12 protein-coding genes and 1 pseudogene are annotated in these 16,522 nt (G+C 43.7%); 11 read left to right on the top strand and 2 right to left on the bottom strand.

Annotated elements, in window-relative coordinates; all coding sequences use genetic code 11:
• Nucleotides 1–2 precede the first annotated feature (2 nt).
• Nucleotides 3–1,967 carry an amylo-alpha-1,6-glucosidase gene (locus IM475_RS03930; RefSeq protein ID WP_287726753.1) on the top strand — a complete coding sequence of 655 codons (1,965 nt, stop codon included), beginning with the start codon at nt 3–5 and terminating at the stop codon, nt 1,965–1,967.
• Nucleotides 1,968–2,057: 90 nt separating this feature from the next.
• The gene (locus IM475_RS03925; RefSeq protein WP_287726752.1) at nt 2,058–2,717 is read left to right on the top strand and encodes an HAD-IA family hydrolase; all 660 of its coding nucleotides are present in this window, start codon (nt 2,058–2,060) and stop codon (nt 2,715–2,717) included.
• Between the two features lie 203 nt (nt 2,718–2,920).
• Here IM475_RS03925 and grpE read toward each other — a convergent pair whose 3' ends face one another.
• The gene (gene grpE, locus IM475_RS03920; RefSeq protein ID WP_287658590.1) at nt 2,921–3,643 is read right to left on the bottom strand and encodes a nucleotide exchange factor GrpE; all 723 of its coding nucleotides are present in this window, start codon (nt 3,641–3,643) and stop codon (nt 2,921–2,923) included.
• A 333-nt stretch (nt 3,644–3,976) separates the two neighbouring features.
• On the opposite strand from grpE, the gene IM475_RS03915 reads away from it, so the two are divergent.
• The 3 genes from IM475_RS03915 to IM475_RS03905 all read left to right on the top strand — a co-directional run bounded on the left by IM475_RS03915 (nt 3,977) and on the right by IM475_RS03905 (nt 8,634).
• Entirely contained in the window at nt 3,977–5,989 is a 2,013-nt protein-coding gene (locus tag IM475_RS03915; protein ID WP_287658589.1) for a GspE/PulE family protein, read from the top strand.
• Between the two features lie 197 nt (nt 5,990–6,186).
• Complete coding sequence (locus IM475_RS03910; RefSeq protein WP_287726751.1) at nt 6,187–7,293, top strand: type IV pilus twitching motility protein PilT; 1,107 nt, start codon at nt 6,187–6,189, stop codon at nt 7,291–7,293.
• A 126-nt stretch (nt 7,294–7,419) separates the two neighbouring features.
• Nucleotides 7,420–8,634, top strand: coding sequence for a type II secretion system F family protein (locus IM475_RS03905; protein ID WP_287726750.1), 1,215 nt, complete (start codon nt 7,420–7,422; stop codon nt 8,632–8,634).
• Nucleotides 8,635–8,854: 220 nt separating this feature from the next.
• Here IM475_RS03905 and IM475_RS03900 read toward each other — a convergent pair whose 3' ends face one another.
• A complete protein-coding gene (locus tag IM475_RS03900) occupies nt 8,855–11,425 on the bottom strand; it encodes a TIGR03960 family B12-binding radical SAM protein (protein WP_287726749.1) in 2,571 nt (856 codons plus the stop codon).
• Between the two features lie 198 nt (nt 11,426–11,623).
• Here IM475_RS03900 and IM475_RS03895 point away from each other — a divergent pair, with 198 nt between their 5' ends.
• From IM475_RS03895 to IM475_RS03870, 6 genes and pseudogenes are all read left to right on the top strand, one after another.
• Nucleotides 11,624–12,406, top strand: a complete 783-nt coding sequence (locus tag IM475_RS03895) for an ABC transporter ATP-binding protein (RefSeq protein WP_002752097.1) — start codon at nt 11,624–11,626, stop codon at nt 12,404–12,406.
• 46 nt (nt 12,407–12,452) lie between these two features.
• Nucleotides 12,453–13,784: an MlaD family protein gene (locus IM475_RS03890; RefSeq protein WP_287658583.1), complete on the top strand. Its 1,332-nt coding sequence runs from the start codon at nt 12,453–12,455 to the stop codon at nt 13,782–13,784.
• Between the two features lie 157 nt (nt 13,785–13,941).
• Nucleotides 13,942–15,045 (top strand): non-hydrolyzing UDP-N-acetylglucosamine 2-epimerase, encoded by a 1,104-nt coding sequence (wecB, locus tag IM475_RS03885; protein ID WP_287658582.1) that lies wholly within the window; start codon nt 13,942–13,944, stop codon nt 15,043–15,045.
• Nucleotides 15,046–15,048: 3 nt separating this feature from the next.
• Nucleotides 15,049–15,534 carry a crossover junction endodeoxyribonuclease RuvC gene (locus IM475_RS03880; RefSeq protein ID WP_287629052.1) on the top strand — a complete coding sequence of 162 codons (486 nt, stop codon included), beginning with the start codon at nt 15,049–15,051 and terminating at the stop codon, nt 15,532–15,534.
• A gap of 261 nt (nt 15,535–15,795) precedes the next feature.
• On the top strand, nt 15,796–15,972 hold the full coding sequence (locus IM475_RS03875; protein ID WP_287658581.1) for a hypothetical protein: 177 nt from the start codon (nt 15,796–15,798) through the stop codon (nt 15,970–15,972).
• 152 nt (nt 15,973–16,124) lie between these two features.
• Nucleotides 16,125–16,481, top strand: a pseudogene (locus IM475_RS03870) (transposase); the annotation flags it as partial.
• Between the last annotated feature and the right edge of the window lie 41 nt (nt 16,482–16,522).

Raw genomic sequence — 16,522 nt, 5'->3', positions numbered from 1 at the left:
TCATGGTCAGGCTCCGTTTTGGTCGAGATATCTGTAATTGTCTCCCGGTGGCTGAAAAGCGCGAATGGTTAGTCACTAATGGTATTGGTGGTTTTGCCGCGGGAACCGTGGCCGGATTGCTAACTCGCTGTTATCATGGCCTCTTGATCGCTGCTTTGGCTCCACCGACGCAAAGAACGCTTCTTGTGACTAAAATCGATGAATCGGTACAATATAACCAGAAAATTTATCATCTGGCCAGCAATCGCTGGTTAGGTGCTACGATCGAACCGCAAGGCTATATTAATATCGAAAGTTTTCATCTGGAAGGGACGATTCCCGTCTGGACTTTTACCTGTGGGGATGCCTTACTAGAAAAGCGTATCTGGATGGAACAGGGAGAAAATACCACCTATACTCACTATACCTACCGTCGTGGCAATTCTCCCCTAACTCTCAATCTGACTGCTTTTGTCAATTATCGTGATTTTCACGGCAATACCCAGGGTTTTAACTGGCAAATGGCTATTAGTCCTCTGGAAAAAGGAGTAAGAGTGATTGCCTATGACCATGCTGTACCTTTTTATCTATTAATCAGTCAAGGAGAGGTTTTTCCTGCTCATATCTGGTATTATCGCTTTGATTTGGCCGTGGAACGTTATCGTGGTTTAATCGATCGGGAAAATCATCTTCATGGGGCTAGTTTTTCGGCTACTCTTAAAGTGGGAGAATCGGTGACAATTGCCGCTAGTACCCGTCCCGATCCGAATTTAGACGGTCAATCTTCTCTAGAGTTTCGCTATCGCTACGAAAATAGTCTGATTAATCCCCAGCAGCCCGAATGGATTCAACAACTTACCCTCGCTGCCGACCAGTTTATCGTTAGTCGTCCTCTCCGGGATCAACCGGACGGCAAAACGATAATCGCGGGTTATCCTTGGTTTGGTGATTGGGGTCGCGATACGATGATCTCCCTAAGAGGATTAACTTTGACTACAGGCAGACCTGCGATCGCGCGTCAGATTTTACTAACTTTTTCCCGTTATCTAGACCGGGGTTTATTGCCCAATTTACTGCCCGATGGCGGAGAAATGCCCGAATATAACGCTGTCGATGCTATTCTTTGGTATTTTGAAGCCATTCGTTCCTATTTTAACCAAAGCCAAGATTTTGAGTTTCTCAGAACTATTTATCCCGCTTTAAAGGAAGTGATCGCTTGGTTTCGTCGCGGTACTCGCTACAATATTCACCTAGATGACGATGGTTTGATCTATGCCGGCGAAGCGGGAGTACAATTGACTTGGATGGATGCCAAAGTTGATGATCTGGTGATTACTCCCCGCATCGGCAAACCCGTAGAAATTAATGCCCTTTGGTTCAATGCCCTAAAAATAATGGTTCAATTTGCCCATTATTTGGGCATGGATGCCACTGATTACGAAAAAATGAGAAAAATGACCTTAAAAGGGTTTTCTCGCTTCTGGGATGATTCTCTGGGGTATTGTTACGATGTTTTGGATACGGACAAGGGTAATGATGCCAGTTTACGACCGAATCAACTTTTTGCCGTGTCCTTGTCGGTGGAGGAGTTATTAAATTCCCCACAGAAAAAGGCCATTGTCGATATTTGTGCTTTAAAATTGTTGACTTCTCGCGGTTTGCGATCACTAGATGCCGATCATCCTGATTACCGTGGCGTTTACAGTGGTGATCGCTTAAAAAGAGATAGTGCCTACCATCAGGGGACAGTCTGGGGATGGTTATTAGGGGCATTTATCGAGGCCCATCTGAAAATCTATCGCGATCCCATTCTAGCTGAGAGTTTTTTAACACCGATGATCGACCATCTTCAGGATAGCTGTATCGGTAATTTAAGTGAAATTTTCGATGGTAATGCCCCTTTTACCCCTAGGGGTGCTTTTGCCCAAGCATGGACAGTGGCAGAGGCATTAAGGGTTTGGCAAGCGATCCGAGAATTTACGCCATAATCCTTTAAAATGAGCAATTGTTAGGTGTGTTAGGCCGGCTAAAGGGCCGACCCTAAAAACCTCAATTCGACCGTTATAAACAAAACTCTCATGCAGAAACCGCAAGTTATTTTTCTCGATGCTGTGGGGACCATTTTTGGAGTAAAAGGCAGTGTCGGAGCAATTTATAGTCAAATAGCGGCGGATTTTGGGGTAGAGGTGGCGGCCGAGAGACTAGAACAATCTTTCTCGGCTATTTTCCCCACTTCTCCCCCCCTGGCTTTTCCTAAGGTTGAACCGGCACAAATTCCTGAGTTAGAGTATCGCTGGTGGCGATCGCTGACTGGAGCAGTTTTTAATGATTTAGGTTATCTGGAAAGATTTCCCGATTTTGAGGCTTTTTTTGGCGAACTTTACCGTCATTTTGCCACGGCCGAGCCTTGGGTGCTGTACGAGGATGTCATTCCCGCTTTAAGACTCTGGCAGATTCAGGGGATCGAGTTGGGCATTATTTCTAATTTTGATAGTCGTATCTATCAAGTTTTGGCCGAATTAGGCTTAGAATATTTTTTTCGCTCGATCACGATTTCTTCCCAGACAGGAGCAGCTAAACCCGATCCGGAAATTTTTCAAATCGCCCTGCAAAAACATGATTGTTCCCCCGCACAAGCTTGGCATATTGGCGATAGTAAAAAAGAGGATTACCAAGGAGCAAAATCCCTAGGTATAGAGGCATTTTTAATTAAAAGATCAATAGGGCTTGCTGAATAAATCTAAAAACCTTGTTGGCTAATATCTTTGGCTCTTATGGGTAAAATCCTACACCCCACACCCCACACCCCACACCCCACACCCCTACGAATAAATAGGTCAAGAGAGAAAAAGTCTTTCAGTGGGGATAGGGGACAGGGAGGGAATACAGACCCTACCAGCTAATACCTAACCCTCAAAATGCTTTAATCCCCATCGGGATTTTAGACTGATTCCTGCGATGGAATGGAAGTAGATTCTGACTGATCAGCGTTAGGGTCTGCCTCTTTGGGGGCGGCCACTTTTACCAAAGCATGACGCAAAACATCTTCTCCGAGAGTGTATCCTCGCACTAACTGCTCCACTACCGTGCCTTCGGGATGTTCATCGGTGTACTCCCGCATCATCGCTTCGTGGTAGGTGGGATCAAAGGGTTGACCTTCCGGACGCATGGGGGAAACGCCTAAACGCTTGAGACTCTCCACTAAGGTTTTATAGACTCCTTGGTAACTCTTGTGAATACCCATCTCGCCATCATTAGCCGGTTTAATTTGAGTACGGGCGCGCTCAAAATTATCCACCACGCCAAGAATTTCCATCAGGGTTTTGCCCTTGGTTTTGGTTTCCAGTTCCTCTTTTTCTTTCTCTGTGCGTTTGCGAAAATTGTCGAACTCGGCCGCTAGACTGATATAGCGTTTCTTATAGGCATCAACCTGTTGGGTTTGCTCCTCTAACTGCTGCTTGAGAGTGTCGATCTCCTCTTGTAGAAAATCGATAGTCATTCCGTCTGGAAGGGAAAATTCCTCGCTAGAGGCGGCCTTGTCAGTCACCGTTTTGGCTTCATCGGTGAGACTGGTTTCTGATTCGTTTGCAAGAGATTCAGGGGAATTAGAAAAGGATTCTTGGTTTTCGTCGAAAATTGCTGAGGTATTTGGTTCTGCACTCATGGTATACGATTTTAGTGGGGAATTTGGCAATATATGACCATTTACTGCTAATTTTGGTCTTTAAGTACCAGCTAATAATCAAGGTTTAACCCTTAATGTAACATTTTGTGGACAATATCCGTAACTAGATATATAGCAGTTTTCATCAGAATGAGGCATGGGCAAGGGGCTTAAACCCCTTGTTGGCAAAACTTGTCGATACCTCAGTAACGTGAAAAGCACTATAGGCAGCCCCGATCAATAATCAGTGATCTAGAAAAATTTTTGCTAGAATGCAATTTTCTCAGTAAAATTGGAAAGATTAAAGGGTAGTGGAGAGGTTAGGAATCGTCTATGACATTTTCTTCCAAGAAAACCCGTGCTGTTGCCCTACGCAATTACTTTTCCCCCTTTGGTAACAAGTTGGTGCAGTCGGGCTATATCGGTGCCGAGCAAATGCAACAGGCCCTGGTGGAAACACGAAAATCGGGACGATCATTAGTAGAAATATTACAAAAACTAACCGGGCGACCTTTGCCCCCAGATTTACAGCGACAGTATAAGAAAAACCAGTTATTTGAACTAAAAATTCTCTACGGAGTCGAATCTATCGACCCCGAATTGAGCGATGTGGATGGACTGGAAATAGCCAGGCTGATCGATTCTTTGATTCCGATCGATCTTTGTCGTCGCTATCGTCTCATCCCCCTGCGTCGAATCGAAGGAGAGCCGGCTTCAATTTTGATAGCGATGGTCGATCCCGACAACCTAGAGGCTACGGACGATATTAATCGTATCCTCCGCCCCAGGGAGTTAGGTTTACAGCGTTTAGTGATTACCAGCGAAGATTATGAAAGATTACTGGAAAAATTCCACTGGGCCCAACCGGAACTAGAAAGGGAAAAAGCCAGACTCGAAAAAGAAAAAGAACTGGAAAAACTCTCGGATATCACCGATATTGTCGCCAGTATTGAGGTGGTCTCTGGTGCTGACGATGAAGTGGCCGATGATCTCGGAGAAGGAGACGCTAATCAAGCCCCCGTCATCAACCTGGTCAATAAAATTCTAGCTAAAGCCCTACAGGAAGGGACTTCCGATATTCACATCGAACCCCAAGACGAATTCCTGAAAATTCGCTTTCGCAAAGATGGAGTTCTTCATCAAGCTTTTGATCCACTGCCGAAAAGAATTACCCCGGCGGTTACAGCCCGTTTTAAAATCATGGCCGAGCTCGATATCGCCGAACGTCGTCTTCCCCAAGATGGTAAAATTCGGCGGATGTATCAAGGGCGGAAAGTGGATTTTCGGGTTAATACCCTGCCCAGTCGCTACGGGGAAAAAGTCTGTTTACGGATTCTCGATAACTCGTCTACCCAGTTGGGTTTAGATAAACTAATCACCGATCAAAAGACCCTGCAAATCGTCCGAGACTTGGCCAGTCATCCTTTTGGTCTGTTGCTGGTGACGGGCCCCACCGGTTCGGGGAAATCCACCACTTTATACTCGGTGTTAGCGGAAAGAAATCACCCTGGGGTCAATATCAGTACCGTCGAAGATCCGATCGAATATTCTCTACCAGGCATCACCCAGGTGCAGGTAATTCGCGAAAAAGGCATGGATTTCGCCTCGATTCTGCGGGCCTTCATGCGACAAGATCCGGATGTGATTCTGGTGGGAGAAACTAGGGACAGGGAAACAGCTAAAACAGCGATCGAGGCCGCCTTAACCGGTCACTTGGTCTTAACTACCCTACACACCAACGATGCCGCAGGTGCGATCGCTCGTCTCGATGAGATGGGGGTTGAAACGTTTATGATTTCTGGTTCTCTGTTGGGAGTTTTGGCCCAGCGTCTGGTGCGGCGCGTCTGTACCGAGTGTCGAGTCGCCTATCACCCCACCCAAGAGGAATTGGCCCGTTTTGGTCTTTCCGCTGCCAATGAACAGGAAGTGACCTTTTATAAGGCTAATACCCTGACCATAGCGGAAATTCAACAGGCGCGAAGACAGGGTAATCTCTGCGTCAAGTGTAACGGCAGCGGTTATAAAGGTCGCATCGGTGTCTATGAGGTGATGCAGAACAGTGAACGACTACAGCAATTAATTAACCAAGGGGCAACCACCGATCGTATTAAGGAGGCGGCCGTCGATGAGGGCATGGTGACACTCCTAGCCTACAGTTTAAATCTGGTGCGCGAGGGTTACACCACCCTCGAAGAAGTGGAACGGGTGACATTTAGCGATTCTGGTCTGGAAGCGGAATTAAAAGCTAAACGGAAAAGCGGTTTAATCTGTAGTGGTTGTCGCGCCGAACTACAACCAGAATGGCTCGATTGTCCCTATTGTATGAGACCGCGATTTAGTGGTTAAGACAGTTTTTCAGTGATCAGTGATCAGGGAACTCCGGAACAGGCAAAAGTATTATGAATTTGTCTCCTGACGGAAAAGAGGGTGTGGGGTGTAGGGAAAGAAACCTCTTTCATCTGTGGGGGTGAAAATTTTTTCATCGGGACTGGCTCCTATCTCCTTTTCAGTTTTTACTTTATACGATAGATGGAGTTTAACTTATGGACTTAATGATCGAAGATTTAATGGAACAATTGGTCGAGATGGGCGGTTCCGATATGCACATTCAGTCCCGTGCGCCGGTCTATTTTCGCATTAGTGGCAAACTCACCCCGATTAATGAAGAATCTTTAACCCCGCAAGATTGTCAGAAATTGATTTTTAGTATGCTCAATAATACTCAAATAAAAGAGTTAGAGCAGAATTGGGAATTAGACTGTTCCTATGGGGTGAAAGGATTAGCAAGATTTAGGATAAATGTTTATAAAGAAAGGGGAGCTTATGCAGCTTGTTTACGCGCTTTGTCCTCTAAAATTCCTAACTTTGAACAATTAAATTTACCAGAAGTAGTACGAGAATTATCGGAAAGACCGAGGGGATTAATTCTCGTAACTGGACAAACAGGTTCAGGTAAAACTACCACTTTAGCATCAATTTTAGACTTAATTAATCGGACTAGGCCTGAACACATTTTGACTATAGAAGACCCGATTGAATATGTTTTTCCTAATATAAAAAGCCTGTTTCACCAACGACAAAAAGGAGAAGATACCAAGAGTTTTGCTAACGCATTAAGAGCAGCTTTACGAGAAGATCCTGATATTATACTTGTGGGAGAAATGCGGGATTTAGAAACAATTAGTTTGGCAATTACGGCGGCGGAAACCGGTCACTTAGTCTTCGGAACCCTACACACTAGCTCGGCAGCGGGAACAGTCGATCGGATCATTGACGTTTTCCCCCCTAACCAACAGTCACAAATTCGCTCCATGTTATCCAATTCTTTACTAGCAGTTTTTAGTCAAACCCTAGTCAGGAAAAAAAATCCTAAACCGGGAGAATTTGCCCGGGCAATGGTACAGGAAATCATGGTGGTAACTCCAGCGATCGCTAACCTAATTCGCGAAGGAAAAGCCCCCCAAGTTTACTCAGCAATTCAAACGGGAATGAAGCTAGGAATGCAAACTATGGAACAGGGATTAGCTAATTTAGTTGTTAGCGGTGTTATATCCTTTGAAGAGGCAATTTCTAAAAGTAGTAAACCCGATGAATTACAACGTCTTGTCGCCGGAGCTGGTGCTAACGCCAAAACTAAAGCCTGGATTTAATAACAAATCCTGTGTAAAAGGGATAGGAGAGTGGGAAGTGGGAAGTTTTTTCAGTAAACAGTGAACTGATAACTGATAACTGATAACTGATAACTGATAACTGATAACTGATAACTGATTTGTACTATGCCTACTTTTGTCGCACAAGTTAAAAGCAGCTCTGGAAAAGTTTTCCAAGAGAAAGTTGAAGCTATGTCTCCCGATCATGCCCGAATGATGCTGAAGGCGAAATATGCTGCCGTCGGTAAAATCAAAAAAGCGGGAGGAGAGATCGATCTTTCTGGTTTAGAGTTGATGTTTGCCAAGATTTCCATCAAAGATAAAGCGGTTTTTTCCCGTCAATTTTCGGTAATGATTAATGCTGGTGTGCCGATTGTGAGATGTTTAGGAGTTTTGGCGGATCAATCCAGTAATCCCAAGATGAGAAAAGCACTACAAGCGATTAGTGCCGACGTACAGCAAGGGAGTCCGTTATCGCAAGCGATGGCCAAACATACTGAATGTTTTGATGAACTTTATGTCAGTATGATCGAAGCTGGAGAGACGGGGGGGGTACTCGATGAAGTGCTGCTCCGTCTCTCGAAACTTTTGGAAGATATGGCCCGCTTGAAAAACCAGATTAAATCAGCGATGACCTATCCAGTAGCAGTGGGAATTTTGGCGGTAATTGTGTTTTTCGGGATGACAATCTTTTTAATTCCCGTGTTTGCGAAAATTTTCACCGATTTGAAGGTGCCACTACCAGCTTTAACGCAATTTATGCTCTTTTTAAGTGGTGTGATGCGTAGTTGGTTAATTTTAATTCCGATTGTCACCATTGCTGCCACAGTTTTTTTACTGCGTCGCTATTACAAAACCCCGATGGGTCGTCTGCAAATTGACTGGTTTTTCCTTAAAATGCCCCTTTTTGGCGATTTGAATGAAAAATCGGCTGTGGCTAGATTTTGCCGGGTTTTTGGGACTCTGATGCGTTCTGGTGTCCCGATTTTGAGTTCCCTTGATATAGTTTGTAATACGGTGGGTAATCAGGTAATTGCTAATACGATCGCTGGTGCTAAGGAGGAAATTCAGCAGGGGGGAATGATGAGTTTGGCCCTACAAAAAGCCAATGTTTTCCCAGCTTTGGCCATTCAAATGATTAGTATTGGTGAGGAAACGGGAGAATTAGATGCCATGATGATGAAAGTGGCGGATTTCTACGAAGATGAGGTGGAACAGGCCGTTAAAGCTTTAACCAGTATCATTGAACCGTTGATGATGGTTGCTGTTGCGGGGATGGTGGGAACTATTCTTCTGTCTATGTACTTGCCTATGTTTAAAATCTTCGATGCCTTGGGATAAGTTTATCAGTGATCAGTTATCAGTGACTATTGCTGGTAGCTTGAAATCAGCCAGATTTTAATTTTCATCTCCTTTTATTTGATTAGGTGAATCTGTGTCTTAGGAAACTTTTGGTTGTTCAAAATTACCGGCCAGCTTTGGTTGATGATTCCTTGTAATTAGTCGATCAAGATTAGCTGACTCTCTGGGGTTAGAGCATAAAGGGAACAATTTACGATGGTTAAGCTCCTAAAATCAAACGCTGACGATGAAAATTAAGCAGCGAAATCTCTTGGCCAGAAACCCTTTCTAACATCTCGACGATATGATCGGGCTGCAGTAAAGTGCCATCATTGCGACAACTGCCCACATAGCACAAAACGGCTTGTTTGTCAACAGTTTTTAACTCTAATTCATATAATTGTTCTCGCAGATTAATCGTGACTTTTTTGCCAGATTTGGTGGTTTTTTCCCGTTCCATCACCGTTGCTTGTTTAATTGCCTCGATCCAATTTTGCCACTGTTGACAGTCAATTCCCTCACTATTAAAAGTGAGCAAATACTCAGCTTTTTCCAACAAACGGGTGGCAGCGGGGGCATTTAAGGGAATTTCTTCCACCTGATAAACTGGTAAATCTGCGGGCAATTGTGCGCTTAATTGCTGTTTAAACCTCTCTAAATCCATCACTTTTGTCAATTCAAAATCGACAATCTCACCGCTACTGGTTGCTCCCAAGGATAAGGCATTTGCGATCGAAATGCGCGGACCGGGGTGAAATCCACCGGTAAAGGAAATGGGAATGGCAGCGCGACGGACGACGCGATCAAATAAACGCACCAGATCCAAGTGGCTAACTAGGGCCATTTCGCCAATTTTGCCAAACCAAACCCGAATTCTTTGGACGCGTTCTTGATTGGGTTGAAAATGTCCGGCAAAAGCGGGAATCGGGGGCGCTTCAATGACGATATTATGACCAAAATCGACGCTACAAACGCCACAATGGGAACAACCCTCAAAAGAACAATCGGGGACAGTTGCCGCGTCTAGAGCGCGTTTTAAGTCCTCCTCTAGCCATTTTTTATCGATACCGGTATCGAGATGATCCCAGGGCAAAGGACGCTCTAAAATATCTTTGTCTGTATCGGCAAAAATATTCCATTCTCCCTGTTCTACCTGACGATATTTCCAAGTTAAACCGGATTCTTCGATCGCCTGTGACCATGCTTGATAGGCTTTCTCTGTATTATCCCACCAAGCATCCATCCCGGCTCCCAATTGCCAAGCGCGCAGCACCACTTTCCCTAAACTTCTGTCACCGCGACCGATAAAATCTTCCATGGCCGAGATGCGGACATCGGTATAATTGACTTTTACCCCTCTTATGCCTTGGAATTCCTGTCTTAATAACTCCTGTTTGCGGATAAATTCGGCCGTGGAGACGGAATGCCACTGGAAGGGGGTATGGGGTTTAGGCGTAAAATTAGAGATAGTTAGGGTAAAATCGAGGGGTTTCCGCTTCGGTAAACGACACTCCCGACGCAACCAACGCAGGGTTTCCGCGATACCGATGACATCGACATCGGTTTCCCCTGGCAAACCAATCATAAAATAGAGTTTGACCTTATCCCAACCCTGTTCGACAGCAGTTTTTATCCCTCTGAGTAATTCTTCGTTGGTTAACCCTTTGTTAATCACATCGCGCATTCGTTGGGTTCCCGCTTCCGGTGCAAAGGTTAAACCCGATTGACGATTGCCCCCAATTATGTTAGCAATATTTTCGTCAAAGCGATCGACTCTTTGACTGGGTAAGGATAGAGATATATTCTCATTCTGGAGACGGTTTTTAATCTCCATACCCACAGCAGGTAAAGCTAGATAATCAGAGCAACTGAGAGATAATAAGGAAAATTCGTTATATCCCGTCGCTCGCATTCCTTTTTCAATCGATTCGATTACTGCTTCCGGTTGCACATCCCGCGCGGGACGGGTTAACATCCCCGGTTGACAAAAACGACATCCCCGAGTGCAACCGCGACGAATTTCCACCACTAGGCGATCATGGACTGTTTCCACGAAGGGAACTAAACCGATAGAATAGGCTGGGATAGGAGTGGCTACCCGGCGTAAAATTCTTTGCGGTACATCGTCACGATTGGGGATAACTGCACCGATTGGGGTGACATCGTAGAAACGCGGCACATATACCCCCGGAATTTGGGCTAAATCTAGTAATAGTTCTTCTTTGCTTAGATTAGCTAGTTTACCTTCTTCTAAAATTAAACCGATTTCTGGCAATAATTCTTCGCCATCACCAAGGGCGATAAAATCAAAAAAGTCGGCGTAGGGTTCGGGGTTAGAGGTGGCAGTTTGTCCCCCGGCAAAAATTAGCGGATAGTTACCCGCATCTCTTTCTCTCCAAGTCAAGGGAATTGCCGCTAGGTCGAGCATTTCTAAAATATTGGTGGCTCCTAGCTCATAACTGAGACTAAAACCCAGAATATCAAAATCTGTGAGGCAACGACGGGATTCTAGGGCAAATAAGGGGGTTTTTGTCTGTTTGAGTTTTTGGGCTAAATCCGGTGCGGGTAAATAAGTGCGATCGCAGAGTTGGCGGGGTTGAGCATTGAGGATATTGTAGAGGATAATATGGCCGAGGTTAGATGCCCCCACTTCGTACACTTCCGGATAGGTTAACACCCAACGAACCACCGCACTTGCCCATTCTTTATGTTTAGCACCTAACTCGTTGCCCAAATAACGCGCTGGTCGAAAAATGTCGGGGGTAAGCAGTTGGTCTAAAGCAATAGTCACGGCAATCTACCTCAGATATCGTCAGCAATGGGTGCTTTTCTACTATAGCAGCCAGAATCGAGTCAGTTATCAGTTATCAGTTATCAGTTATCACTTATCAGAGTTCAGTTCACTGATTACTGTTTACTGTTCACCGAAAATACTTCCCACTTCCCCATCTCCCTAAAATTACAGAGGTTATAAGATAATTAAGCGACGATGAAAGAACCGTTAATTGAATTGAGAGGAGTATCGAAAAGATTCGGGGATAATGTTATTCTCGATGGTTTAGATTTAACCATTTATCGAGGGGAGGCCCTGGTAATTATCGGGCCGTCGGGAACGGGAAAATCAACGGTTTTACGGTTAATTGCGGGATTAACGGGGATAAATGCCGGAGAAATTCGTATTAAAGGCCAATTGCGTCAGGGATTGCTAGAAGATGGTCGAGAAGCGATGCGAACTTCCTTGGTTTTTCAACAAACGGCCCTGTTTGATTCTCTCACCGTCGGGGAAAATGTCGGTTTTTATCTCTATGAACAAACTAATTTAAAAAAAGCCAGAATTAGGGAATTAGTGGAAAAAAGCCTGGAAATGGTCGGTTTACAGGGAATTAGTGACCTTTATCCTTCGGAACTATCGGGGGGAATGCGTAAACGGGTGGCTTTTGCCCGCGCTATTATCACTAATCCCGATAATCCGGCCGATAATCCCGAATTACTGCTGTATGATGAACCTACCGCCGGATTAGACCCGATAGCTTCCACAATTATCGAGGATCTAGTGCGGACTCTCCATGAAAAATCGGGGTCTGCGAACACTTATGTCATGGTTTCTCACCAACAAAGTACCATCCGACGCACCGCCGATCGAGTAGTATTTCTCTATCAGGGAAAAGTGCAATGGCAGGGAGTAGTGGCAGATATCGATCGTACCGATCATCCCATGATCCGGCAATTTTTTAGCGCCAGCATTGAAGGCCCGATTAGGACAATCGTTTAAGCTAGATTAATCTAAATTAAGAACTATCGAGAATGAGAAAAAAATCATGCAGAGTTCGCGAGCTTTACGGGAAGGAAGACTAGGTTTGTTTGCTCTAGGCGGATTATTGGTCTTTGGGGCGCTCGCTATCTGGGTTCGCGGGGGGGGATTTGGTCAAAGAACCTATCAATTAATCTTCGAGTTTGCCGACGTGGAAGGGTTACAAGTCGGTGCGCCGGTGCGTTTTCGCGGGGTGAGAGTGGGAAGAATTACGAGTTTTATCCCGGGAAGTAATCAAGTGGAGGTTATTGCCGAGATCGCTTCTGCTACTTTAGTTATGCCTAGGAAGGTAACTGTTACTACCAATCTTTCCGGATTAATTGGGGAGGCAGCCATCGATATCACTCCCTTAGTTTCTTTAAGTGCTGAGGCCAAAAATCTCGACCCTCTGGGTCCCGACTGTGATCAACAGTTAATTCTCTGTAATAATACTCGTTTACAGGGGACAACAGGAACACAATTAATGTCTAGTGTTGGTCGTTTAGTGGATACTTTTACCAGTCCTGAATTTGTGGGTAATCTCAATGATGTCACCAAAAATACCGCTATAGCAGCTCAAAAAATCGCCCGTTTATCCGATGATACCTCCCAGACTATCCGTAATGCCCAAAGAGAAATCTCTCGTCTATCTTTGGAATTAGCTACCACCAGTCGCTCGGTCACTAATACGGCTAATAATGCCTCCCGTTTTGTCAATACTTTAGATAATACCGTTCAGGAAAATCGCAGTCAAATCAGCAGGACTTTTCAACAATCTTCCCAATTGGTCGCTAATATCAATGCTGTTCTCAGCGAAAATCGCGGACAAATTGTTGATACTCTCGGTAATATTAATCAAGCTAGTTTAGGTATTGGTAGTCTCGCTAATAATCTCAATAATACCGCCCTGAGGTTGAATGCAGGTTTAGATGAAATTGATACTAAACAAGTCATGCAAAATATCGAGACTATTTTGAATAATGCGGTGGAAACATCGAATAATTTACGAGAAATTACTAAAACTATTAACGATCCTGCTACAATTGTCGTACTGCAAAAAACTCTCGAATCCGCTAGGGTTACTTTTGAAAATACTCAAAAAATCACCTCCGATATCGATGAGTTAATCGGTGATCCCCAATTTCGCGAGAATTTAAGACGTTTAATCGATGGCTTAAGTAATCTGCTTTCTTCTGGGGAACAATTAGAATATAATTTGCGTATCGCTCAAACTTTGGATACCATGACCAAAGAGTTAGCTAAACAAAAAGTTTTGACCATCTCTCGACCTTTAAATCCTAAGCAAATGCAACTCTATCCCCAATTTATCGTTCAACAACCACCCACGAGTGAAAAATGACAAAATAGTACAATTCAAGCGATAGAATATGAATTATGAATTATGAATTATGAATTAGGGAGAATAAATAAAAATAATCTCCTGACTCTTATCTCCTGACTCCTATCTCCTGTCTCCTGTCTCCTGACGGCTAAAATAACTGATAACTGATAATAATATGTCGAAATCAATTTGTATTACTCTTGGAACTCGTCCCGAAGCGATTAAATTAGCTCCCGTTATTCGTGCTTTTCAAGAATCGCAACAGTTTGAAACCCATGTAGTCCTGACGGGACAGCATAAAGAAATGGTAGCGCAGGTGATGGAATTATTTGCTTTAAAAGCAGATGAAAATCTCGATATTATGCAAACTCGTCAAACTTTAACCGATATTACTTGCCGCAGTTTACGGGGTTTAGAAACAGTTTTTGAGCGCATAAAACCAGATTTAATTATTGTGCAAGGTGATACTACCACTGCTTTTGCTGCTGCTTTGGCGGCTTTTTATCAACAAATTCCTATCGCTCATGTGGAAGCAGGATTAAGAACTAATGATATCTATAATCCCTATCCCGAAGAAGCTAATCGCCGCCTAATTTCTCAACTGACTACCCTACATTTTGCTCCCACTACTTTAGCCGTAGAAAATTTACAAAAATCTGGGGTTACGGGCAATATTCACCACACCGGCAACACGGTTATTGATGCTTTATTAACCGTAGCAAAAACCGCACCAGAATGTCAAATTGCGGGCTTGAATTGGTCAGATTATCGGGTTTTATTAGCCACGGTTCACCGCCGGGAAAATTGGGGCGAACCACTACAGGATATTATCAAAGGATTCACTTTGTTGTTAGAAAAATATACCGATACAGCCCTATTATTACCCCTGCATCGCAATCCCACCGTCCGAGAACCAATACAGTCCGCTTTGGGCAATCATCCCAGGGTATTTTTAACCGAACCTCTCGATTATGCCGAGTTAGTGGGGGCGATTCAACGCTGTTATTTATTATTAACTGATTCTGGGGGCATTCAAGAAGAAGCCCCTAGTTTAGGAAAACCAGTTTTAGTATTGCGAGAAACCACAGAAAGACCGGAAGCAGTACAAGCGGGAACAGCGAAATTAATTGGTACTAATCCAGAGCAAATTTTAGCACAAGCGGGAGAATTATTAGGGGATAAAATCGCCTATGATCGTATGGCTAATGCAATTAATCCTTTTGGAGATGGACAAGCATCCCAAAGAATCCTCCAAATCGTCCAAGATTTTTTGGCTTAATCTATGACTACTTGGTTGGGTATCGACCCCGGATTAGCGATTGTCGGTTGGGCTATTCTCCGGGATAATAGTGAGTTAATGCCAATTTTAGTCGATTACGGCACGATCGAAACTTCTAAAAATCTTTCTACTGCCCAGCGTTTGATCGAAATTGAACGGGATTTAAAGGAGTTAATCGCAGAATATAAACCGGGGGAAATTGCCGTGGAAATGCCCTTTTTTAACCGGCAAATCAAGGCAGCCGGTGGAGTCCTGCAAGCCTTAGGAATTATCAATCTAGTTAGCTGTCGCGATGGGGGAATTGAACCGATTTTCCTCCATCAAGCTAGTTGGAAATGTCATCTGGGCCATGGTAGGGCCACTAAAGCTGAGGTGGCGGAAGAAATTAAGTATTTATTCGGATTGACAAAAATGCCTATTAATGATGCTGTAGATGCTATAGCAATCGCCTATGCTGCTTTCAGTGGCGTTCGCAATCAAATCTCTTGAAGCAATTTGACGAAATTGGCGCAAAAATTTAGCTGACAACTAAAAGCCATCTTTGGATTTAGTATAACTCGTCCTTTTAGCAAAAGTGATCGCACCAAAGGGTTTAAGTGTGGAATTGTGATAATTGTCATCGTCAATGCTAACAAAAATATGGTATAGTTATTAAATGAGTATAAGTTTAAAATAATGAAAATAAAAGTTTCTTAAAAAAAGCGATCATCAAACGGAGTTAACCCTCAGTTAAAAGATATTGCCTATTCTATGGACGCACTGATTCCAGGCTTTTATATTTGGTTGGGTTCTTTTTGTTGGCGATTGGTGGGTAGTGATGCAGAAGAAAGTTATCCAGGAACAATACATAGTTTGGCTGGTATCAGCTTAGTTTTACCTGGTTATCTTCGTCATCGCTGTGCCTATTTTAATGGTTCTCTTTTTTAACTTTTTTATTGACCTCACCTTTGCATTTATAGTCATTTCAATTAAGATTGAGAATATCAATCCCAGAGTTCATAAGGGTTTTGTCGGTCTAGAGTGTATCAGACTTATCTGAAATGACTATATGCTTAATGCAAAGGTGAGATGTTCCCGCTTTCTGTGACCTAGAAAGTCGGACTGAATTTCGGATAGCAACGGATTTACCTTTAGTAGGGGAAGGGGTGGTCAGCAATGAAGAAATCGGGGAAATGTACCGACAAAGATGGCAGATAGAACTCCTGTGGAAGTTCTTGAAAATGCCTCTTAAACTCGACAACCTCATCACCAAAAATGAAAAGGGAATTCGGATACAAATCTATAGCTGTATTATCGTCTACCTAATTTTACAATTAATTGATATTGCGGAAGATTTTGGCAAAAGCTTATTAGATAAACTCCGCTATTTACAGAGTTTTATGTGTCAACATATCAGCTATGTACACTGGTTTAGGAAAATTGTCTATTCAATTTGAAAAATGGCGTTTTGGGGTTGTTATGTTCTTAAATGTAAAGT

The sequence above is a fragment of the Microcystis sp. M061S2 genome (genome assembly GCF_020245605.1).
Taxonomy (GTDB): Bacteria; Cyanobacteriota; Cyanobacteriia; order Cyanobacteriales; family Microcystaceae; genus Microcystis.
The sequence above is the reverse complement of the archived record's forward strand: the minus strand, read 5'-3'. Positions and strand labels throughout refer to the sequence as shown.

Excerpts from the sequence above, each read along its gene's own strand:
- IM475_RS03930 (WP_287726753.1), top strand. The coding sequence starts at position 3 with ATGGTCAGGCTCCGTTTTGGTCGAGATATCTGTAATTGTCTCCCGGTG.
- IM475_RS03925 (WP_287726752.1), top strand. The coding sequence starts at position 2,058 with ATGCAGAAACCGCAAGTTATTTTTCTCGATGCTGTGGGGACCATTTTT.
- grpE (WP_287658590.1), bottom strand. The coding sequence starts at position 3,643 with ATGAGTGCAGAACCAAATACCTCAGCAATTTTCGACGAAAACCAAGAA.
- IM475_RS03915 (WP_287658589.1), top strand. The coding sequence starts at position 3,977 with ATGACATTTTCTTCCAAGAAAACCCGTGCTGTTGCCCTACGCAATTAC.
- IM475_RS03910 (WP_287726751.1), top strand. The coding sequence starts at position 6,187 with ATGGACTTAATGATCGAAGATTTAATGGAACAATTGGTCGAGATGGGC.
- IM475_RS03905 (WP_287726750.1), top strand. The coding sequence starts at position 7,420 with ATGCCTACTTTTGTCGCACAAGTTAAAAGCAGCTCTGGAAAAGTTTTC.
- IM475_RS03895 (WP_002752097.1), top strand. The coding sequence starts at position 11,624 with ATGAAAGAACCGTTAATTGAATTGAGAGGAGTATCGAAAAGATTCGGG.
- IM475_RS03890 (WP_287658583.1), top strand. The coding sequence starts at position 12,453 with ATGCAGAGTTCGCGAGCTTTACGGGAAGGAAGACTAGGTTTGTTTGCT.
- wecB (WP_287658582.1), top strand. The coding sequence starts at position 13,942 with ATGTCGAAATCAATTTGTATTACTCTTGGAACTCGTCCCGAAGCGATT.
- IM475_RS03880 (WP_287629052.1), top strand. The coding sequence starts at position 15,049 with ATGACTACTTGGTTGGGTATCGACCCCGGATTAGCGATTGTCGGTTGG.
- IM475_RS03875 (WP_287658581.1), top strand. The coding sequence starts at position 15,796 with ATGGACGCACTGATTCCAGGCTTTTATATTTGGTTGGGTTCTTTTTGT.